This is a genomic window from Mesorhizobium sp. M1328 (assembly GCF_040318075.1).
GTDB lineage: Bacteria > Pseudomonadota > Alphaproteobacteria > Rhizobiales > Rhizobiaceae > Mesorhizobium.
In genome coordinates this window covers 1-20,578 of the sequence record NZ_JAMYLO010000024.1, presented here as the reverse complement: position 1 = coordinate 20,578, position 20,578 = coordinate 1, and the positions used below count along the sequence as shown (strand labels likewise).

Genomic DNA, 20,578 nt, shown 5'->3' with positions numbered 1-20,578 from the left:
TGTCGCCTCAGGCACAATCGTACAAGCGGCAGCCAGGTTTTCCCGCTAGCCCAAAACCGACGATATGAGTTGGGCGATATATATTAGTTGACTAAACTAGCGGAACGTCCAATGCACATTCCCAGAACCGAACATGTCCTGTCTAGACCATGATATCTATATGGGACATTACTGCCTAAGCTGAACGCGACCTCGACGGTTCGGCGGCACAGCCCTCAGACGCCGCGGCTTTGCCGCCGCGTTTTTCGCCCCGGATCCGTAGATCAACCGGACGACGAATAGGAAATATCCAACTTGCATGACGATCAAGGTCAAGATCGTCCAGGCCAGCGTCTTCCAGATTGAACCCGTCGCAAAGTAAGCCGAGATCGCAACGATGGACGATGTGGTGGTCAGCCCCACCAGGAACTGTGGAAAGTTCATGACTTTTCTGCGCCGCCCCGGAACTCGCAACAGCCGGGACGAACTCCCCTAACCCATTACCCCGAACCAACGTTTTCACCATTTTAGCAATTGCGCAAGCACCAAATAGAGCAGCAGTTAACGCATGCTTCCGTGATTAAGGGCCGCATGTCACGTCATCAAGGTGGGCTGGCTTGGACGGCGGCTGCGCGTCCCCTCCTCCCCAACCAGCTCTCCATACTCCCTCACCGCCCCATCAAGCCCACGTATTCGCCACGTCTCCCCTTCCCGCGCCTCAAGATGGGACGGGCCGAGCGGCACTTTCCCTCCGCCGTCCGGCAGGTCCAGCACGTAGACGGGATTGCAGATGCCCGACAGGCGCGCCCGCAAGGCGCTGGCCAGCGCCTGGCCCTCGGCGATCGTGGTGCGCCGGTGCGCCATGCCGCGCGCGAGGTCGCCGTGGTGCAGGTAATAGGGTTTGACGCCGAGGCGGTACATCAGCTCCCGGCACAGTTCCTCCAGCACCTCGACCGTATCGTTCACGTCTTTCAGCAGAACGCTCTGGTTCATCAGCACGAAGCCGCCCTGCCTTAAAGTACGGCAGGCCCGCTCGGTCGCCTCAGTGATCTCCCGCGGATGGTTGAAATGGGTGACGACCGTGACCATCAGCCGACCCTGCAGGGCTTGAACCAGCCCGCCGGTGACGCGCGACGGCAGCGCGACGGGCACGCGGGTATGAATGCGCAACAGCCGCACATGCTGGATCGCCTCGACTCGGGCTCGGATTTCCGCCAGCGCTTTGTCCGGCAGGGACAGCGGATCGCCGCCGGTCAGGATCACCTCGCGGATTTCCGGACGGGACTCGATATAGGCGAAGGCCGGCTCCAGCGCCTCGCGCGAAAAACCCCGGCCGATCGACGTCAGCGACTCCTTACGAAAGCAGAACCGGCAATAGACCGCGCATTGATAGGTCGGGAACAGCAGAACCCGGTCGGCATGGCGATGCGTCAATCGCGGTACCGGACTGAAGGCGTGGTCGGCGATCGGATCGTCGAGTTCGCCCTCCTGCTCCCCCAGTTCATCGGGCGACGGGATGACCTGAAGCCGTATCGGATCGGCGGGGTCGTTCCAGTCGATCAGGTCGAGATAGGCCTTGGGAATGCGAACCTTGTGGCGCGTGGCCGCGGCTTCGGCCGCCGCGCGCTCGGCTGGCGACAGCGGCAGCGAATCCAGATCGCCTATATGCCGCACGCCCTCGCGAACATCGTCCTGCCATGCGGCATCCGCCTCGCGTGCGCGCTCGTCATCGGCTGTCATGCCGGCCGCATCAACCGCCATGCCGGCGTCGGGGATGTCGGGATGTGAGGTCATCGAGGCTCCTTGAAGTTCGGGCCGGGGTACAGCATTGGAGCCTGGACGTGAAGGCAATAAGCGGTGCTGGGCCGGTTGGAGTGCGCGGCCAGGAGCGGCGGCCGTCCACTGATCAGAAACCAACGTCCCGCATCGCTCACGCAAAACATTAGCTTGCTCTTATATTAGCTTGAGCGTATACACATAAACGGCCGGTAATCTACCCCCCACCGGTTAGGCTCGGCGCCAGTTCCCTCCCTACCCCTCAGGTCAACGACGCCGGGCCGCTCGGGGTCCGCCCGGTCGCCCGCGGTCGAGACCGGATCGTCGACCTCTTCGATGTCGATCATTCCCCCCTCCTCAACCAGTACCCAAAACACCAGCTGAACACATCGGCAATGCCCGCGCCTCTCGGCCTTCCCGTCGCCGGCCGCGGTCGCTAATCTCGGATCGCGAAAAGCTGGAGAAGCGGAAATGGCGAACGATTTGTCGCCAAGGCTTTTGGCGATCATCAATGCGCTGCCCCTGCGGCCGGGCATGCGAGTGCTGGAGATCGGCTGCGGACCGGGTGCTGCAGCGCGCGAGATGGCGCGCCGGATCGGCGGCGGGCACGTGCTGGCGATCGACCGCTCGGCCAAGGCCATTGCGCAGGCCGGGGCCGCTTCGCGCGCCGAGATTGCGGCAGGCCGGCTGAGCCTTCGCCAGATCGCCATCGAGGATTTCGAGTTGGAGGCCGACGAGAAGCACTTCGACATTGCCGTTGCGGTGCGCGTCGGCGCGCTGGACGGGCGTCATCCCGAAGCAGGAAAAATTGCCCTGCAACGGCTCAAGGCGGCGTTGACCGCGCAAGGCCGGCTGTTCATCGATGGCGGCGATCCGCTGCGCGAAATTGCGATACACGGCTGAGCAGAGCTCGATCGAACGCCACGCGCTTTAGGCGACGGGGAGTGGCAGAGCCGAATCTGTGTCTCAGCTCCGCAGCCCCGGCGCCTCCTGCCCGGTGCGCTCGACATATTCGGTATAGCCGCCGCCATAGGTTTGGATGCCCTCGGGCGTCAGTTCCAGCACCCGGTTCGACAGCGCCGCCAGGAAATGGCGGTCATGCGAGACGAACAGCATGGTCCCCTCGTACTGCGACAGTGCCGTGATCAGCATCTCCTTGGTGGCGATGTCGAGGTGGTTGGTCGGCTCGTCCAGCACCAGCAAATTGGGCGGGTCGAACAGCATCAGCGCCATCACCAGCCGCGCCTTCTCGCCGCCCGACAGCACGCGGCATTTCTTCTCGATCTCGTCGCCGGAAAAGCCGAAGCAGCCGGCCAGCGCCCTAAGCGGCGCCTGGCCGGCCTGCGGAAACGCATCTTCCAGTGTCTGGAACACGGTGCGCTCGCCCTCCAGCACTTCCATGGCGTGCTGGGCGAAATAGCCCATCTTGACGCTCGGGCCGCGCGCCACCGTGCCATTGTCCGGCTCGGAAGCGCCAGCCACCAGCTTAAGCAGCGTCGACTTGCCGGCGCCGTTGACGCCCATGATGCACCAGCGCTCGCGGCGGCGCACCTGAAAATCCAATCCCTCGTAGACCGAGCGGCTGCCATAGCCCTTGTGCACGTTCTTCAGCGTCACCACGTCCTCGCCGCAGCGCGGCGCCGGCTGGAAATCGAACGACACCTTCTGGCGGCGCTTGGGCGGCTCGACACGGTCGATCTTGTCCAGCTTTTTCACCCGACTCTGCACCTGGGCGGCATGCGAGGCACGTGCCTTGAAGCGCTCGATGAAGGCGATCTCCTTGGCCAGCATCGCCTGCTGGCGCTCGAACTGCGCCTGCTGCTGCCGGTCGGCAATCGCCCGCTGCTGCTGGTAGAATTCGTAGTTGCCGGAGTAGGCAGTCAGCGAGCCGCCGTCGATCTCGACGACCTTGTTGACGATGCGGTTCATGAACTCGCGGTCGTGCGAGGTCATCAGCAGCGCACCGTCATAATTCTTCAGGAACTGCTCCAGCCAGATCAGGCTTTCCAGGTCGAGATGGTTGCTCGGTTCGTCGAGCAGCATGGCGTCGGGCCGCATCAAAAGGATCCTGGCCAGCGCCACGCGCATCTTCCAGCCGCCGGACAGCTTGCCGACGTCGCCGTCCATCATCTCCTGGCTGAAGCCAAGGCCGTCCAGCACCTCGCGAGCACGCCCATCCAGCGCATAGCCGTCGAGTTCCTCGAAGCGGTGCTGCGCCTCGCCGTAGCGGGCGATGATCTCGTCCATCTCACCGGCGCGATCGGGGTCGCCCATGGCGTGCTCGAGCTTGCGCATCTCGGCCGCCACTTCGCTCACCGGCCCGGCGCCGTCCATCACTTCGGCAACGGCGCTGCGGCCTTCCATGTCGCCGACATCCTGGCTGAAATAACCGATGGTGACGCCGCGATCGACCGAGACCTGGCCCTCGTCAGGCTGCTCCTCGCCGTTGATCATGCGAAACAGCGTCGTCTTGCCGGCGCCGTTAGGCCCGACCAGCCCGACCTTCTCGCCCTTCTGCAAGGCGGCGGAGGCTTCAATGAAGACAATCTGCCGGCCGTTCTGCTTGCTGATGCTTTCGAGACGAATCATGGTTTCCCGGGAAAGGCCAAAGGAGAGGTCCCGCGCCAATACGCGATAGGCCGCGCTTGCGGAAGCCCGCAAGTGGCGAGGCGCCGCGCGCCAAATTGTCTGAACCCGCCAGTTTCTTCCCGGCTGGATCAGGCTTTGACGGCGTAGGGATGAGCCGGCGAATCAGCTATCGGTAAGGGCCTTTGTCGTCGCCAGCTTGACCCCGGCGGCGGCAAATGCCGCATTGTGCCGGGCGATGATCTCCGCGGCGGTCTCGCTGGTGGTGTCGAGCGTGCTGTGAGCGTCGGAAATCACGGTGACGCCCAGGCCCGCTGCAAAGGCGCCCTTCACCGTGGCCGCCACGCAAAAATCGGTCTGCGCGCCGATCAGAACGACCTCGCCGGCGCCCTGCCCGACCACCCATTCTGCAAGCGCGGCATTGCTGAACGCGTCGCCGACACGCTTGGCGAAAGTCGGCTCGTCCTCGGCCTGGCCGAGCGCCGGCCACACCGGCCAGCCCGGCTCACCCGGCGCCAGAGGATCGCCCTGCGGGCCGTCATGCCTGATGAAGGCGATCTTGCGCCCGCTGCGCCGTGCCCATTCGATCAGCGCGCGGGTGCGGGCAACCATGCCATCGGCATCATGGATCGGCGGTTCGGCGACACCGTCGAACATGCCGGTCTGAAGATCGATCACGATGAGCGGCGCAGTGGCCGCGGGGCTGGTCCCTGACATGGGTGCGAACATAGCGTGGGTGGTAGGCGGGTCAAGGATACTCGGCGCCGACGCTGAAGCCACCGATCTCCCCCCTTGTGGGGGAGATGTCCGGCAGGACAGAGGGGGGCGTGAAGGATCGCGGCCCTTCGCAAAGTAGCCGGCGGCCCCCGGCGCACGATCACACCCGGCCCGATGTCCCATCCTCGCCAAAAATCCCGGTCACCCAGTCGATGAACACGCGTACCCGTGGCGCGAGCTGGCGGTTCTGCGGGTAGAGCGCCGACAGCGGTGTCGGTGACGGCGGGTAATCCGGCAGCACTTCGACAAGCGTGCCGCGTGCGAAATCCCCGGCGAAGCGGTAATGCGGCGCCTGCACAAGGCCGAAGCCGAGACGCGCCAGCTCCGCCATCGTGTCGGAGCCGTTGACCGTCACCCGGTTGGGCAGGCTGACATAGCGCAACGCGCCGCCAACGGTGAATTCGAGCGGCATGACCTCGCCGGTCCGCGACGAGCGGAAGCCGACCATAAGATGGCCTTCGAGATCGTCGGGGGTTGCCGGCATGCCGTGCTTTTCGAGATAGGCGGGGCTGGCGCTGGTGACTTCGCGTAATGTTGCCACCCGCCGCACGATCATGCCGCTGTCGGCCTGTTCGCCGGAACGCAGCACGCAGTCGATGCCCTCGCGCACCAGATCGACCAGCCGGTCGCCGTCGCCGATATGCAAGTCGATCCCGGGGTAGCGGTCGAGGAATTCGGAGAGCCGCGGCAGGATGAAATGGCGGGCCATGAAGCCGTGCACGTCGATCCTCAAAAGGCCCTGCGGCTGCGCCGATTGAAAGCCGGCCTCGGCATCCTCGACATCGGCAAGGATGGCGAGGCAGCGCTGGTAATAGGCTTGGCCGTCCAATGTCGGGGTGACATGGCGCGTGGTGCGTTCGAGCAGCCTCACCCCCAGCCGCGCCTCGAGGTCCTTGATCGCGTCGGTGGCAGTCGATCGCGACATCGAGAGATCGGCGGCCGCCGCGGTGAAGCTGCCGCGCTCGATCACGCGGGCAAGCAGGCGCATCCGGTCGAGACTGTCCATCGCCATTGTTCGCCATATCCGAATGGTGTTGGCAAGTGCCGATCGATTATCCCGCAAGATTTATCGCCTATTTTCAGCCGACAAGAATTGGAGAGCTGACATGACTACGCGGAATGGAAAGGTGGCGCTGGTAACCGGCGCCTCGAAGGGCATCGGCGCCGAAATTGCCAGAAGGCTGGCACGCGACGGCTTTTCGGTCGTCGTCAATTATGCCAGGGGCGCTGAAGCCGCCGAAGGCGTGGTGCGCGGGATCGAGGCGGCGGGCGGCACGGCGATCGCCGTCCAGGCCGATGTCGGCGATCCCAAGGGCGTGGCGCATCTGTTCGACGCAGCCGAGCAGGCCTTTGGCGGCCTCGACGTGCTGGTCAACAATGCCGGCATCATGAAGCTCGCGCCGATCGCGCAGATGGACGACGCCGGTTTCGAGCAGCAGATCGCGGTGAATCTCGGTGGCGTCTTCCGCGGCATGCGCGAGGGCGCAAGAAGGCTGCGCGACGGCGGCCGCATCATCAGCTTCTCGTCCAGCGTGGTCGGGCTCTACCAGCCGACCTACGGCGTTTACGCTGCCACCAAGGCCGGCGTCGAGGCCATGACGCATGTGCTGGCCAAGGAACTCGGGCCGCGCGGCATCACCGTCAATGTCGTGGCGCCGGGGCCGGTGGCAACCGAGCTGTTCCTCGGCGGCAAGTCCGAGGCACTGGTCGAGACGATCACCAGGATGATCCCGCTCGGGCGGCTCGGCCAGCCCGCCGACATCGCCGGCGTGGTGTCGTTCCTCGCCGGACCGGACAGCGGCTGGGTCAACGGCCAGGTGCTGCGCGCCAATGGCGGCACGGTCTGACTTTACCTCCAACAACCAACAGGAAATCGACATCATGCCGTTTGCAAATTTCAAGGTGCCTGAGCGCGCGCTGTCCCCCGGACAGAAGGAGGACCTCGTCCACAAGACCACAGCCCTGTTCGTCGAGATGTTCGGCGAAGGCGTGCGCCCCTACACGATGGTGCTGATCGAGGAGGTCGCCGATGGCGGCTACGGCCGCGCCGACGTGGTGTTCACGATCCCTGAGAGAAGGACGTGAAGCTGCCGATCTCCCCCCTTCTGGGACCGTCAAGGGAGAGATTGCAGCTTGGCGGTCGCGCGCTAGATCGCTGGCAGAGCTAACGCGAGGCCAGCGATGGACGATTGGAAGCTACCTTGGGACGGCGGTTGCCTGTGCGGCGGAATACGCTTTCGCATCAGCGCGCCGCCCTTGCTGACGACGGCGTGTCACTGCACCGGCTGCCAGAAGCTGAGCGCCAGCGCGTATTCCCTGACCATCGCCGTGCCCAGCGACGGTTTTGCCATAACGCAAGGCGAGCCGGTGGTCGGCGGCCTGCACGGCCCGCACCGGCAGCTCTATTGCCCGCACTGCAAGAACTGGATGTTCACGCGTCCGCATGGCCTGGACTTTTTCGTCAATGTTCGTGCGACCATGCTGGACGAACATCATTGGTATGCGCCTTTCGTCGAAGTCTTCACGTCGGAAAAGCTGCCCTGGGCTTCGACCGCCGCTACCCACAGTTTCGCTACGCAGCCCGACCTTGAGGGATACGCCCCTTTGATCGAAGCGTTCGCCCGCGAAGCGGCGCGGCCAACCTGACTGGTTGCCGCCCGGAAAGGCGGCGCCAGCTTTCATGCTTCACCGCAACTCCACCCAGACCGGCGCGTGATCGCTGGCGCCGGTCTCGCCGCGCACGTCGCGGTCGATGCCCGCCGCTACCAGCCGGCGCGACAGCTTCTTGCTGAGCAAGATATGGTCGAGCCGCAGGCCGGCGTCGCGCGGCCAGCGATTGCGGCGATAGTCCCAGAATGTGTAGAGCGTCTCCGTCGGATGCTTCTTACGCAGCGCGTCAAGCCAGCCCTGGTCGAGCAGCCGCTGGAACGATGCGCGGCTTTCCGGCTGGACCAGCGCGTTGTCGTCATAGGAGCGGGTCGGGTAGATGTCGCGCGGCTCGGGCACGATGTTGTAGTCGCCGGCCAGCACCACGGGCAGGCCGGTGTCGAGCAACTGCGCCGCATGCGCCTCCAGCCTTTCGTGCCAGGCCAGCTTGTACTGGAACTTCGGGCCGGGCTGCGGGTTGCCGTTCGGCGCGTAGAGCGAGGCGACGACGATGCCGTTGACCGCCGCTTCGATGTAGCGCGCCTGCTGGTCGCTATCGTCGCCGGGCAGCGCGTCGCGGGTCAGAACGGGCTCCGAGCCACGCGAAAGGATGGCGACGCCGTTCCAGGTCGGCTGCCCGACCCACACCGCGCCATAGCCGGCCGCCGCCAGCGCCGTTCGCGGAAACTGCGTCTGCCTGGCCTTAAGCTCCTGCAGGCAGGCGATGTCGGGTTTGGCGGCGGCCAGCCATGCGAGCAGGTTCGGCAGCCGGCCGTTGATGTTGTTGACGTTGAAGGTGGCGATCTTCATCGGCCTGCTTCAGCGCACGATGCGTTCGGTCCACGCCTTCACCGCATCAGCGAGCGTCTTCAGATGATCGGCGGTGGAGAAGCCGGAGATGTTTTTGCGCGGCTTCAGATCATGGTCGCCGTCTTCCAGCCAGAAGATCTCGATTGCGTCGGACAGAGCATAGGTCGCGACCTCGTCTTTGGTCCCGAACTCGTCGCGCGTGCCCTGGAAGATCAATGTCGGCGTCTTGAGATCGGCGAGGTGTTTTGTCCGAAGCTGCGTCGGTTTGTCCGGCGGATGGAAGGGATAGCCGAGACACAGCAGCCCTGAAATCTCGCCCTTCGAAAACATCTGGTCGGCGATCATCGAAGCGACGCGTCCGCCCATCGACTTGCCGCCGATGATGAGCGGACCCGTCACGCCCTTCGCCCGGAGGTCGGCGATCGCCTTGACGTATTCCGGGTTAACCGTCTCGGCGCGCGGCGGCGGCTTGCGGTGGCCGTAGCGGCGGGCCGCCATGTAGTGGAATTCAAAGCGCGCGACGCGGAAGCCGGCCGCGGCGAGCGCTTTTGCCGTGGCGGTCATCGAGGGCGAGTCCATAGGAGCGCCTGCGCCATGCGCCAGCAGGATAGTGATGGCAGCGGTGTCGGGACCGTCGAAGAGGAAGGTGGTCATAGGGTGGCCCACTTATGGAGGCCGCGTTCCGTCCCACCCCCCTCTGGCCTGCCGGCCATCTCCCCCGCAAGGGGGGAGATTGGATGTCGCCATCGCTTTCGCCAATCACCAACGTTGGAAGGCGGGCGGTAAGGAGAAGCTGCCGATCTCCCCCCTTGCGGGGGAGATGTCCGGCAGGACAGAGGGGGGTGTTCAAGCGCAGGCATTGGATTACCTCACCCTGCCGACATCCGCGCCAGCTGCAAATCGACGAACTGGACGCCCTTGGCCGCCATACGCGCCCATTCGGAGCTGGCGTCGAGTTCAAGATAGCGCACCCAGCTCCGCCGCGCCTCGGCGAGATTGCCGGCGTCGAACTCCAGCCTCGCAAGGTTGAACACCGCATCGGCGTACTTCGCATCCAGCGCGATCGCCTTGAGCAAATGGCGGCGCGCCGAGGCTACCCGCCCCTCTTCGCTCATCAGCCCGGCGAGATTGAACCAGGCCTCGACGAACCCGGGATCGAGCTTTATCGCGCGGGCATAGTCGTGCGCCGCCTCCGCCGCGTGGCCGGCGGCGCGCAGGCAGTTGGCGCGGTTGAAGGCGGCGATGGCGTCGCTCGGGTCTATGGCCAGGCAGCGCTGGTAGAGTGCCGCGGCCTGCTCGTGGTCGTCAGCCTCTTCCGCCGCCTCGGCATCGGCAAACAGCTCTTCCAGCGTATCGTCATCCTGCGTTCCCAGATCGAACAGCAACTGGCCGTCGAGCTCGCTCTGGCCGCCTTCGAGATAGATGGCGTCGGCCCGCCCATGCAGCGAGCCGACGGCGAGCGACTTGGCGGTGAGCGAGGCGACCGGGCCGGAGCGGTGCACCGAGCGCGCAATCGCACCCCATGAGGCGCCGCCGGCAACCAGGCCGGCATATTTGCGGGCGAGGATCAGGTCGCGAAAGGAGTAAGGTTCGGCGTCGTGCTCGAAGGCATCGAACAGCGACAAACGGTCGAGATCCGCGCCGGTCAGCCGCGATTGGTCGACCAGCGACTGCCGCGACAGCGCCGAAGCCTCCGGCGCCTTCATCAGCCCGAGCAGGCGCAGGAAGCCGTTCTCACTGACCAGCTTGCGCCCGGCCGCGCGCTCGGTGACGACGCGGCGCTCAATCTCGGCATCATCGGCCTTGGCGAGGAACGTCCGCCCGAACACGACATGGGTGGTCCGTCTGGTGACTCCGCGCCGCAATTGGCCCTGCCGGCGCGCGACCTCGCGCGCCGCCATGCGAAGCGGAAACGCCGCGAGCGCGCCGATAGTGCCGAAGATCGTGCCAGTGGGCGCCGTCACCCTTTGCTCTTACCGACGGCCTGCAGCAGATTGGCCTTGAGCGGGTTTTCCTTGGCGCCGCCCTTGGCGGACTTTGCTTTGGCTGCCGGTTTCGCCGCGTCGTCGGCCTTGCTCTTCGACTTGGCCGGCGGTTTGGCCGATTGGGACAGGCTCGCCTTCAACGCATCCATCAGGTTGATGACATTGCCGCGCTCAGGCGCCGCCGCGATGATAGGCTTGTGGCCCTTGAGCTTCTCTCGGATCATCGTCATCAGCGCGATCTCGTAGCGGTCCTCGTAATTCTTTGGATCGAAGGTGGTTTCCTTCTGCTTGATCAGCGCTTCGGCCAACTGCAGCATTTCGGGATCGGGGTTTCCGGCCGGGATATTGCCGAAATATTCAGCCGTGCCACGCACTTCGTTCGGATTTCTCAAGGTGCAGACGAACATGCCGTTCTCGCGCGCGCCGATCGTCACCACGCGCTCGCGGCTGGACAGCACCAGGCGGGCGATCGCCAGCTTGCCGGATTTGCGCATCGCTTCGCGCAGCACGGCGAAGGTCTCCTCGGCCATTGCGCCGTCCGGCGCCAGGTAGTAGGGCGCATCCTGATAGATGACGTCGACCGAATGCTCGTCGACAAAGGCCTCGATGTTCATCGTATGATTGGATTCGATACGCACCGCATCGAGATCGGCGTCCTCGATGATGATGTATTGCTTGTCCTCGTATTCGTAGCCCTTGACCAGGTCCGAGCGCTCGACCAGCCCGAGTTCGGGGTCGACCGGTTTCATGTTGATGCGGTTGTGCGTCTTCTTGTGCAGCTGGTTGAAGCTGATGCGCTCGCTGGCGCTGGTCGCCGGATAGAGCCGGACCGGACAGCTGACCAGACTGAGCTTGAGGTAACCTTTCCAACTTGCCCTGGGCGCCATGAAATACTCCTACGCGGACTTGTGCTGTCGAACTGTTCGCAGCGTTCATTCGTCCGGAGGACGAACGGGGCTGCCGAAATCCTACATTGCCCCTTACAATACCGGCAAATTCCTAGCGAAATCTTCCTCCGCTGAGAGCCGCCTGCAGGCAAGAGGTCCGTGGCGAAGAATAATTCAAATTTTCCGGAGCGTCGATGGAGTCTGGGGCCGCGCCCGCAGGACTACCTCGCGGTGCCTATCACCGGCAAATCCCGGGCGAAATCTTCCATGTCGGCCCAGGGATCGCCCGACGTCGCCAGAAGGCCCGGCAGCGAGGAATAATTCAGATCCTGCGGAGCGTCGATGGATTCCAGATCGCTCCAGCTCACCGGCGTCGAGGCCGGCAAGTTGGTGCGGGCGCGCAACGAATAGGGAGCCGCCGAGGTGTGGCCGCGCGCATTGCGGTGATAATCGATGAAGATACGCCGCTTGCGGTTGTCCTTGCCCATGGTGGTGGTGAAAGTGTCGGGCGCGGTGGCGGCAAGATGCGTGGAGACGGCGCTGGTCGCCTGGTGCAGTTTCTTCCAGTTCTGCTTTTGTGTCACCGGCACGGTGATGTGGATGCCGTGCCCGCCGGAGGTCTTGGCGAACGGCACCAGCCCTAGCGCTTCCAGCTCGCCCTTAATGTGCACCGCCGCCTCAACCACCTCGCGCCAGGCGATCCCTTCGCCCGGGTCGAGGTCGAAGACGATCAGGTCCGGCTTGTCGAGCCGCGTGCGATGGGTGCCCCAGGTGTGGAACTCGACGACGCCGAACTGCGCCAGCGCCAGATAGCCCTTGGCGTCTTCCACCGAGAGATAGGATTTGGTCTCGCCCTCCGAATTGGTCGCCTCGAAGGTCGCCACCGAGGACGGCATGCCGGTGAAGGCATGGCGCTGGAAGAAACAGTCCTGCGGTCTGCCGGTCGGGCAGCGCACCAGCGACACCGGCCGGCCAAGGATATGCGGCAGCATGAAATCGCCGACCAGCGCGTAATAGACGGCGATATCGAGCTTGGTCGGGCCGGTCTTGCCGAACAGCCGCCGCGTCGGGTTGGTCACCCAGATTGTGGCGAGGTCGGCCTCGGCGATCAGCCGCTTGCGCTTGGCCGAAACCGGCGTCGACAGCCCGACGTCACGCAGGCCGCGGAACACGGCATGACGCAGCGCATTGTCGGTGGTCCGGTTGGCGTAGTGGATATGCGCCGAAAGCAGCGGCCGCACCCAGTTCATCTCGCGCATGATTTCGCGGGGAACCCCTTCGGGCGCGGATGCACCGGCCCGCAATGGCTCCAGCCGCGCCAGCAATTCGCCTGCTGTCGCGGCATCGAAGCCGGTGCCGACCTTGCCGCGATAATGCAGTTCGCCGTCTTCGAATTCACCGAGGCCGAGTGCTGCCAACCCCTCTGCCGCATCGGAGACGGTGTAGCCGGCGATGACGAAGTCGCCGGTCTGGAGCGCCTTGGTCTTGGTCCAGGTCTTGGTGCGGCCGCTCTGGTAGACCGCCGTGGCGCGCTTGGAGACGACACCCTCGAGCCCCATCTCGGATGCCTGGTCATAGAGCGCCTGGCCGTCGCCTTCGACATGATCGCTGAGCTGGATGGCCGAATTGGCACCGAGACCGGACAGCAATTGCGAAAGCAGCGCCTTGCGCCGGCGGAGCGGCGCTTGTCTCAGGTACCAGCCGTCGAGATACAGAAGATCGAAGGCGTAGAAATGGAGCTTGTTGCCGGCGCCTTCGGCCAGCGCGTCCTGCAAAAGGGCAAAGCGGCTGATGCCCTTGGCGTCGAGCGCGACGACCTCGCCATCGATGATCGCCTCGCGGCACGGCAGCCTGGCGAATGCAAGCGGAAGGTCGCCATAGCGCTTCGTCCAGTCGAGGCCGGCGCGGGTGATCAGCCTGACTGCGCCGTTGGCGAGATGCGCCATGGTGCGGTAGCCGTCGAATTTGATCTCGTGCAGCCAGACTTCGCCCGTTCGGGCCGCGGGGTCATCTCCGCCCGGCGGCTTCGGAACCTGCGTAGCCAGCTGCGGCTCGATCCGGGGAGGCGGCGGCGTCTTGACGGCGCCCGGCAAAGCGCCGGGTTTCAGCACCACCGGCCTGGCAGGTTTGGCGGCAGGCTTCGGCGCTGCCACCAGTTCCTCGATGAGGCGTCCGGATTTGACGCTTTCCGGGCGGGCTTCCAGTATGTCGAGCGTGGTGTCGGCGGCGAGATCACGCTCCTTGAACAGCAGCCAGTTCTTCTTGCCCTCATCCTCGCCGGGCTTCGGTTTCAGCCGCGTCAGCATCCAGCCGCCATTCAGCTTTTCGCCGGCCAGCCGGAACTTGAAGGAGCCGGTGCGCAGGCTCTTCTCGACATCGTCCATCGGCGCCCAGACGCCGGTATCCCAGACGATCATCGGCCCGCCGCCATATTCGCCTTCGGGAATGACACCTTCGAAGTCGATATATTCGAGCGGATGGTCCTCGGTCTCGACCGCCAGCCTTTTGTCGGCCGGGTTCAGCGACGGGCCGCGCGGCACCGCCCAGCTCTTCAGCACGTCGCCGACCTGCAGGCGCAGATCGTAGTGATCGGCGGTGGCGTGATGCTTGTGGACGACGAAACGATTGCCCTCACCGGCAACCAGACCGCCGGCCGGTTCCGGCGTCCTCGTGAACTCGCGCTTGGCGCGATAGGCCTTGAGCTTTGGTGGGGCGGTCATGGACTAGGCGCGGGTGGTGGGCAAAAGCAACGAGCGCAGCATCAAAATCCCATCGCAGCGGCGCTCCAATGTAACGGCATGGATCCCAGGGTCTCCGCGACGTCGCTTCGCTCCTGCACCGCCCTGGGATGACGAAGGATGGGAGGTCACGCCGCTCAATCGTCGGTGGCCGGCGTCAATTCGAGTTCGGCCGGCGACAGGCCCTGCTGCAGCTGGCTGAGCCGGAATTCGTCGACCCAATAGGCCTCGCCATCGACCAGCACGCGCGCGCTGTAGCTGCCGGCCGAAAAACGTTGCGCGGTGATGTAGACCTTGTGGCGGTCGAGCGCCTTGCGCACCGCGGCGCGCTTGGATTTTTGGCTGGTAGCGGAACTGGCCATGCAATTTGCTCATACACGCAGAGCCGCAAGACAAGACGGCCAGCTCAAGGATGGCTGAGACGGGGTGTCGTGTCAATTTCGGCGAGCGAGCGTCCCACGACCGCCGGCGCATAGTGCCCGACGTCCATATATCAGGACGTGACACTTCCCCGGACTGGATGAAGCATCCCTCGAATGGATGAAGCTAAAAGCTCGAATTTACTCGAATGGATGAAGCTAAAAGCTCGAATTTATGCGTAGGCTCGTGGTGCACGTCTTCCAATTGGCGTCGCGGGATAGCAAGCCCCCGACCGAGGTCGCTCTTTTGACGAACGGAAAACGGACAGACATTGGCCTCAAAGCTGCGGTTCCACCTGCAAGCGGCGCCGAGTTGCTGAAATCCAGGGGCTGGTTTCGTGTCAACTGGCAAAAAATACTCTTGGCTAGTATGTTGATCGTCGGCGCGACAATTACGCTCTCGACTGCGTCCGCAGTTGAGATCGAAAAGCTGCGGCAACAGGCGACCGCCGATCACACGGAGCTGGTGAGCGAAGCCGCCCAGGCGGCTTCGACGGATGCCGCCCCGCTCGATCGCCAGCTGGCCGAGCTCGCGGCTGAGATCGAAAAGCTGCGGCAGGACGCGACGATCGACCGCGCGACCATGGCGCAACTGCGGACGCAGGTGAGCGAAGCCGCCCGGGCGCCGCCACCGGATGCGGCTACGCTCGATCGCCAGCTGACCGAACTTTTGGGTCAGATCGAAAAATTGCAGCAGGTGGCGGCGGGCGACAGCACGAACCTCCCCCAGTTGGTCGAAAAGCTGCGGCAGGACGCGACCGCCGACCGCGCGGCAGTGGCGCAGCTGCGGACGCAGGTAAGAGAAGCCGCCCGGGCACCGCCACCGGATGCGGTTACGCTCGACCGCCAGCGGACTGAACTCGCGGCCGAGATCGAAAAGTTGCGGCAGGGGGCGACCGCCGACCGCGCGGAGCTGGCGCAGTTGCGAGCGCAGGTGAGCGAAGCCGCCCGGGCGCCTCCGCCGGATGCGGTTGCGCTCGATCGCCAGCGGGCAGAGCTCGCGGCCGAGATCGAAAAGCTGCGGCAGGCGGCGACCGCCGACCGTGCGGCCGTGGCGCAGCTGCGGATGCAGGTGAGCGAAGCCGCCCGAGCGCCTCCGCCGGATGCGCTCGACCGCCAGCGGACCGAGCTCGCGGCCGAGATCGAAAAGCTGCGGCAGGACGCGACCGCCGACCGCGCGGAGCTGGCGCAGCTGCGGACGCAGGTGAGCGAAGCCGCCCGGGCGCCTCCGCCGGATGCGCTCGATCGCCAGCGGACCGAGCTCGTGGCCGAGATCGAAAAGCTGCGGCAGGACGCGACCGCCGACCGTGCGGCCGTGGCGCAGCTGCGGACGCAGGTAAGAGAAGCCGCCCGGGCACCGCCACCGGATGCGGTTACGCTCGATCGCCAGCGGGCAGAGCTCGTGGCTCAGATCGAGAAGCTGCGGCAGGCGGCGACCGCCGACCGCACGGAGCTGGCGCAGTTGCGAGCGCAGGTGAGCGACATCGCTCGGGCACCGTCACCGGATGCGGCCGCACTCGATCGCCAGCGGTCCGAGCTCGTGGCTCAGATCGAAAAGCTGCGGCAGGCGGCGACCGCCGACCGTGCGGCCCTGGCGCAGCTGCGGACACAGGTGAGAGAAGCCGCCCGGGCACCGTCACCGGATGCGGTTACGCTCGATCGCCAGCGGGCAGAGCTCGTGGCCGAGATCGAAAAGCTGCGGCAGGACGCGACCGCCGATCGCACGGAGCTGGCGCAGTTGCGAGCGCAGGTGAGCGACGTCGCCCGGGCGCCGTCGCCGGATGCGGCCGCACTCGATCGCCAGCGGTCCGAGCTCGTGGCTCAGATCGAGAAATTGCGGCGGCAGGCGACGGACAATCATGCCGGCATGGATCGCCTTGAAAAGCAGATGGATCGCCTTGAAAAGCAGTTTGCTGAAGCATTTCAGCCTCAAGAGTCGTCTCAGCCTCAGTCTACCGCAACCATCGGCACATCGCCTGATATCGTTCTGCCCCCAGATACAACTCCACGAGTCATTCTGCGCTTTGCGCGTAACCGCGATTCCGCGCGGACACGAGCGGCGACCCTTGAGCGGAGTCTGCGAGCCCAGGGGCTCGACGTCGTAAAATCTGGCAATTCACCCACAAGCTCTCGGGCAAACGAAGTCATGTACTTTTATAATGAAGATCGACCAAGCGCAGAGCGTATAGCGGCTGGGCTTGTGGAAGCTGCACTCATCCAGCGCGCATTTGCGGACGATGGTTCACTCCCCCGCCCCGGAACTATCGAAGTGGCAATTGGGCGGTAACTAGTAAGGTAGCGCAAAACAGGAGTCTGATATGAACCTCAGTTGCTTTGTTCGCCATCTCGCCTTTATTGTCCTGTTGGGAAGCACATCTGCTTTCGCGCAAACAGATCCGCCTTCGCCCGCGACGCCGGAAAGCGCGAAACCACAAAGTGGACCGGCCCCATTGGTCATCCATTTCGGCACCGGCAGCAGCACAATTCTTCCCAAGGACAGAGAAGTCCTCGATCAAGCGTCTCGCGCCTTCAACGAGGGCAAGCCGCAAGTCATGATCGTTACTGGCAGTGCCGATCGTGTCGGAACACCAGCGCGGAACCTCTTGCTTTCTCAGCGCAGGGCGACAGCGGTGCTGAAAGCTTTGCTCGATCGCGGACTTCCGGTCGACCGGTTCCAGGTCCTGGCGAAAGGCGAAACAGAACTCGCGGTTCCGACCGAAGAGGGTATTGCCGAACCTGAAAACCGTCGTGTCGAGATCACCTGGCGCTAACGCCGTGCGCCGCTTCGTGACCGCGGCCAGTCTATTGCTCGCGTTCGCACAGTCGGTGACGCCGGCTAGCGCCGAGGATCCGAGTGCTTTGTTTCGCGAGGCATTGCGACAAGACTTGATGGGCGGGCCGACAGGTGCTCGGCTCGCCTTCGACATGTACCGCCGTGCTGCAGAAGCGGGTCTGCCCGAAGCACAATTCAATGTTGCCATCATGCTTGACAGCGGCCGCGGCGTGTCCCCGGATATGGCGCAAGCCGCCACATGGTACGCGCGTGCGGCCTCTCATGGCATTCGAAGAGCGGCATATAATCTCGGCCAGCTTTACGAGGCAGGGCAAGGCGTTCCGCAAAACGTCGATCTCGCCCGTGCGTGGTTCAAAGCATCCGGTCTCCCGGCTGCTCGCGCGCGCCTGACTGCCATTCGCTCTGATGGCGCAAAGGCCGCGACGCTTTCCGCTCCAATACTCATCGCGCCTACATATGGCGAGTTGATTGGCTCCAGCGCAAATAGTGTCGAGCTCGTGTGGACGGCACGCCAGCAACCAGAGGGAGTGCGCTTCTTCGTGGAGTTGCTCGCACTTGTGCCATCTGGTTCAAGTGAGATCTATTCCGGCTTTGTCGATATTTCGAGCCTGAACGTGGCTCTCTCAAGTCATAAGGGAGCCTTCGCATGGCGCGTGCTCGCCGTGGCACGAAGGGGTGGCCGCTACGCTGCCAGCGATTGGTCTTATATGCGCACCGCTGCCAACTGATGGTGTGATTGGTGGCGATCGCATCAATCAAGGCCACGGGTGGTCCGAAGCTAGCTGCTTCTGGCCTTTCCGGCCCGGACCACCCGCCTCCTTGCGCCTTCCCAAGACAGCGGACACTGTAAGCGCATCGATGCGGCGCACTTTGACCTGGATTCAAATGGCCGGTCAGCTATCGGCTGTGGAAACCCAACCGGCGCGCTATATGGGATATGGCGGCTTGGACTGCGACACCGACCCCGGAGAACCTCAGATGACATTGACAAAGCGCAAACTCGGCAGCCAGGGGCTGCAAGTCTCGGCAATTGGTCTCGGCTGCATGGGCATGAGCCAGTCATACGGTCCGGCCGACGAGGCGGAGTCGATCGCCACGCTGCACCGCGCCATCGAGCTCGGCTGCACGTTTTTCGACACGGCGGAGGTCTATGGGCCGTTCGCCAACGAGGAACTGCTCGGCCGCGCGCTGAAGGGCCGGCGCGACGCGGTGACGATCGCCACAAAGTTCGGCTTCCGCATCGAAAACGGCAAGCAGATCGGCACCGAGCGCGACAGCCGGCCAGAGCATATCCGCGAGGCTGTCGAGGGCTCGCTCAGCCGGCTCGCCACCGACCATATCGACCTTTTGTACCAACACCGCGTCGATCCGGCCGTGCCGATCGAAGACGTCGCCGGTGTGGTCGGCCGACTGATCGCTGAGGGCAAGGTCCGCTTCTTCGGCCTGTCGGAAGCCGGTGCCACCAATATCCGCCTGGCACATGCGGCGCATCCGGTATCGGCGGTGCAGAGCGAATATTCGCTTTGGGAGCGTAATCTGGAGCCGGAAATCATTCCCCTGCTGAAGCAGCTCGGCATCGGCCTGGTGCCGTTCTCGCCGCTCGGCCGCGGCTTTCTCACGGGCGATGTCAGGCGTGCAGAAGACTATTCGGAGGGCGATTACCGGCGCGGCGACCCGCGCTACCAGGGTGCCAACTATGACGCCAACATGCAGGCGGCGGCCACTGTCCTTGAATTTGCCGCGGCGAAGCGCGTCAAGCCAGGTCAGATCGCGCTGGCCTGGCTGCTCCACAAGGGGAGCGGCTTCGGCGTCGACATCGTGCCGATCCCCGGCACCAAGCGCAGAAAATACCTCGAGGAGAACGTCGCCGCGGCTTCGATCAGGCTCGACGCCGCCGAGATGCAGGTGCTCGACGACGCGCTGGCGCCCGGCAAGGTCGCCGGTCCGCGCTACGGCGAGCGCACCATGGTGATGATCGATCGGTAGGTCTTGCCTTCTCCCGTTCTTGCGCAAAGCTCCCGCCTTGGCTAGCATCCGCGTGCCGGCGCCGAGCGGAGGAGAAAACGTCGCGGTGGACCGGTTGGAGCGCCGTTGCGTCCCCTCATTCAAAGCGAGTTGGGCGCTCAAAGGACACTCCATATTTTGGATCGACGCAGGAACTTGCCGGAAACCCATTCCGGTTTTGGGGCTCGTGCGCTTATGTGGAGGAGACTACATTGATCAACAGACGTGAATTCCTGCTGTCGTCCGCGGCGATGGGCGCCTTGGCGCTGGCCGCTCCGCAATTGGCTTTTGCCCAGGACAAGCTGACCATCCTTGGTTCGGTGCCGAGCCTCGGCTTTCCGTTCTTCGTGCACATGCTGAACCAGATCAAGGCTGAGGCGCAGGCGCAAGGCGTCAACCTGGTCGAGAGCGACGGCCAGAATTCGGCGCCCAAGCAGACCGCCGATATCGAAGCGGCACTCGTGCAGAAGGTCAACGCCATCGTCATCTCGCCGCTCGACGTCAACGCGCTGGCCCCAGCTATCGAGGAAGCGGTCAAGGCCGGCGTTCCCGTCGTCACCATCGACCGCCGCGTCGAGGGCGTCGAAGGCATCCTCGCCCATGTCGGCGCCGACAATGTCAAGGGCGGCGAGGCCGAAGCGCAGGCCATGGTGGCGGCGTTCCCGAACGGCGCCAAGATCTTCCATCTGCAGGGTCAGCCCGGCGCCGGCCCGGCGATCGACCGTAACAAGGGTGTCCACAACGTCCTGGATCCCATGAAGGACAAGTACCAGATCATCTTCGAGCAGACCGCAAACTTCGCCCGCGCCGAGGCGCTGTCCGTCACCGAGGCAGGCCTTGCCGCCAACGGCAAGCCCGACGCGATCATCTGCGCCAATGACGACATGGCGCTTGGCGCGGTTGAAGCCTGCGCGGCGCGCAACTTCACCGACGTCAAGATCTATGGCTTCGACGCGCTTCCCGAAGCGCTGGTCGCCGTGCGCGACGGCAAACTGGCCGGCACGGTCGAGCAATTCCCCGGCGAACAATCGCGCACCGCCGTGCAGATCGCGGTCGCGTACGCCAGGGACAAGACCGAGCCGAAGGAAAAGCTGGTGCTTTTGACGCCGATCGTCATCGGCAAGGACAATCTCGACAAGGCGGAAAGGCTGGGCGAGACGAAGTAGGCAAAGCCGGC

The 20,578-nt window shown here is 64.5% G+C and carries 21 protein-coding genes; 9 read left to right on the top strand and 12 right to left on the bottom strand.

Going from position 1 to position 20,578, the window contains the following annotated elements:
• Positions 1–168 precede the first annotated feature (168 nt).
• The 3 genes from NKH23_RS29230 to NKH23_RS29220 form a co-directional block, all read right to left on the bottom strand.
• A complete protein-coding gene (locus tag NKH23_RS29230) occupies positions 169–423 on the bottom strand; it encodes an exopolysaccharide production repressor protein (protein ID WP_352717071.1) in 255 nt (84 codons plus the stop codon).
• A 150-nt stretch (positions 424–573) separates the two neighbouring features.
• A complete protein-coding gene (locus NKH23_RS29225) occupies positions 574–1,719 on the bottom strand; it encodes a KamA family radical SAM protein (protein WP_352717107.1) in 1,146 nt (381 codons plus the stop codon).
• 218 nt (positions 1,720–1,937) lie between these two features.
• Positions 1,938–2,102, bottom strand: coding sequence for a hypothetical protein (locus NKH23_RS29220; RefSeq protein ID WP_352912643.1), 165 nt, complete (start codon positions 2,100–2,102; stop codon positions 1,938–1,940).
• Between the two features lie 124 nt (positions 2,103–2,226).
• On the opposite strand from NKH23_RS29220, the gene NKH23_RS29215 reads away from it, so the two are divergent.
• A complete protein-coding gene (locus tag NKH23_RS29215) occupies positions 2,227–2,658 on the top strand; it encodes an SAM-dependent methyltransferase (protein WP_352717075.1) in 432 nt (143 codons plus the stop codon).
• Positions 2,659–2,721: 63 nt separating this feature from the next.
• Here NKH23_RS29215 and NKH23_RS29210 read toward each other — a convergent pair whose 3' ends face one another.
• From NKH23_RS29210 to NKH23_RS29200, 3 genes are all read right to left on the bottom strand, one after another.
• Positions 2,722–4,344, bottom strand: coding sequence for an ABC-F family ATP-binding cassette domain-containing protein (locus tag NKH23_RS29210; protein WP_352717076.1), 1,623 nt, complete (start codon positions 4,342–4,344; stop codon positions 2,722–2,724).
• Positions 4,345–4,506: 162 nt separating this feature from the next.
• Entirely contained in the window at positions 4,507–5,058 is a 552-nt protein-coding gene (locus NKH23_RS29205; protein WP_352717078.1) for an isochorismatase family protein, read from the bottom strand.
• Between the two features lie 160 nt (positions 5,059–5,218).
• A complete protein-coding gene (locus tag NKH23_RS29200; protein WP_352979396.1) occupies positions 5,219–6,124 on the bottom strand; it encodes a LysR family transcriptional regulator in 906 nt (301 codons plus the stop codon).
• 100 nt (positions 6,125–6,224) lie between these two features.
• On the opposite strand from NKH23_RS29200, the gene NKH23_RS29195 reads away from it, so the two are divergent.
• The 3 genes from NKH23_RS29195 to NKH23_RS29185 all read left to right on the top strand — a co-directional run bounded on the left by NKH23_RS29195 (position 6,225) and on the right by NKH23_RS29185 (position 7,764).
• Positions 6,225–6,965, top strand: coding sequence for an SDR family oxidoreductase (locus NKH23_RS29195; RefSeq protein ID WP_352912641.1), 741 nt, complete (start codon positions 6,225–6,227; stop codon positions 6,963–6,965).
• A gap of 34 nt (positions 6,966–6,999) precedes the next feature.
• Positions 7,000–7,203 carry a tautomerase family protein gene (locus NKH23_RS29190; RefSeq protein WP_353036007.1) on the top strand — a complete coding sequence of 68 codons (204 nt, stop codon included), beginning with the start codon at positions 7,000–7,002 and terminating at the stop codon, positions 7,201–7,203.
• A gap of 96 nt (positions 7,204–7,299) precedes the next feature.
• Positions 7,300–7,764 carry a GFA family protein gene (locus tag NKH23_RS29185; RefSeq protein WP_352912639.1) on the top strand — a complete coding sequence of 155 codons (465 nt, stop codon included), beginning with the start codon at positions 7,300–7,302 and terminating at the stop codon, positions 7,762–7,764.
• 39 nt (positions 7,765–7,803) lie between these two features.
• On the opposite strand, the gene NKH23_RS29180 is transcribed toward NKH23_RS29185, so the two are convergent.
• The 6 genes from NKH23_RS29180 to NKH23_RS29155 all read right to left on the bottom strand — a co-directional run bounded on the left by NKH23_RS29180 (position 7,804) and on the right by NKH23_RS29155 (position 14,546).
• Complete coding sequence (locus NKH23_RS29180) at positions 7,804–8,574, bottom strand: exodeoxyribonuclease III (RefSeq protein WP_352912638.1); 771 nt, start codon at positions 8,572–8,574, stop codon at positions 7,804–7,806.
• A gap of 9 nt (positions 8,575–8,583) precedes the next feature.
• Positions 8,584–9,228 (bottom strand): alpha/beta hydrolase family protein, encoded by a 645-nt coding sequence (locus tag NKH23_RS29175; protein WP_352912637.1) that lies wholly within the window; start codon positions 9,226–9,228, stop codon positions 8,584–8,586.
• A 215-nt stretch (positions 9,229–9,443) separates the two neighbouring features.
• On the bottom strand, positions 9,444–10,475 hold the full coding sequence (locus tag NKH23_RS29170; protein ID WP_352912834.1) for a tetratricopeptide repeat protein: 1,032 nt from the start codon (positions 10,473–10,475) through the stop codon (positions 9,444–9,446).
• Between the two features lie 59 nt (positions 10,476–10,534).
• Positions 10,535–11,446 carry a non-homologous end joining protein Ku gene (ku, locus tag NKH23_RS29165; protein ID WP_353036005.1) on the bottom strand — a complete coding sequence of 304 codons (912 nt, stop codon included), beginning with the start codon at positions 11,444–11,446 and terminating at the stop codon, positions 10,535–10,537.
• Positions 11,447–11,667: 221 nt separating this feature from the next.
• Positions 11,668–14,166 carry a DNA ligase D gene (gene ligD / locus NKH23_RS29160; RefSeq protein ID WP_353036003.1) on the bottom strand — a complete coding sequence of 833 codons (2,499 nt, stop codon included), beginning with the start codon at positions 14,164–14,166 and terminating at the stop codon, positions 11,668–11,670.
• Between the two features lie 155 nt (positions 14,167–14,321).
• Positions 14,322–14,546, bottom strand: coding sequence for a hypothetical protein (locus NKH23_RS29155; protein ID WP_352799302.1), 225 nt, complete (start codon positions 14,544–14,546; stop codon positions 14,322–14,324).
• A 430-nt stretch (positions 14,547–14,976) separates the two neighbouring features.
• Here NKH23_RS29155 and NKH23_RS29150 point away from each other — a divergent pair, with 430 nt between their 5' ends.
• From NKH23_RS29150 to NKH23_RS29130, 5 genes are all read left to right on the top strand, one after another.
• On the top strand, positions 14,977–16,890 hold the full coding sequence (locus NKH23_RS29150) for a coiled-coil domain-containing protein (protein WP_353036001.1): 1,914 nt from the start codon (positions 14,977–14,979) through the stop codon (positions 16,888–16,890).
• A 163-nt stretch (positions 16,891–17,053) separates the two neighbouring features.
• Positions 17,054–17,374: an OmpA family protein gene (locus tag NKH23_RS29145; protein WP_353035999.1), complete on the top strand. Its 321-nt coding sequence runs from the start codon at positions 17,054–17,056 to the stop codon at positions 17,372–17,374.
• A complete protein-coding gene (locus NKH23_RS29140; protein WP_352915699.1) occupies positions 17,331–18,125 on the top strand; it encodes a tetratricopeptide repeat protein in 795 nt (264 codons plus the stop codon). The genes NKH23_RS29145 and NKH23_RS29140 overlap by 44 nt, the downstream gene beginning before the upstream one ends.
• 250 nt (positions 18,126–18,375) lie before the next feature.
• Entirely contained in the window at positions 18,376–19,383 is a 1,008-nt protein-coding gene (locus tag NKH23_RS29135; RefSeq protein ID WP_352915698.1) for an aldo/keto reductase, read from the top strand.
• A 233-nt stretch (positions 19,384–19,616) separates the two neighbouring features.
• Positions 19,617–20,567, top strand: coding sequence for a substrate-binding domain-containing protein (locus NKH23_RS29130; protein WP_352915710.1), 951 nt, complete (start codon positions 19,617–19,619; stop codon positions 20,565–20,567).
• The last annotated feature ends 11 nt before the right edge of the window (positions 20,568–20,578 follow it).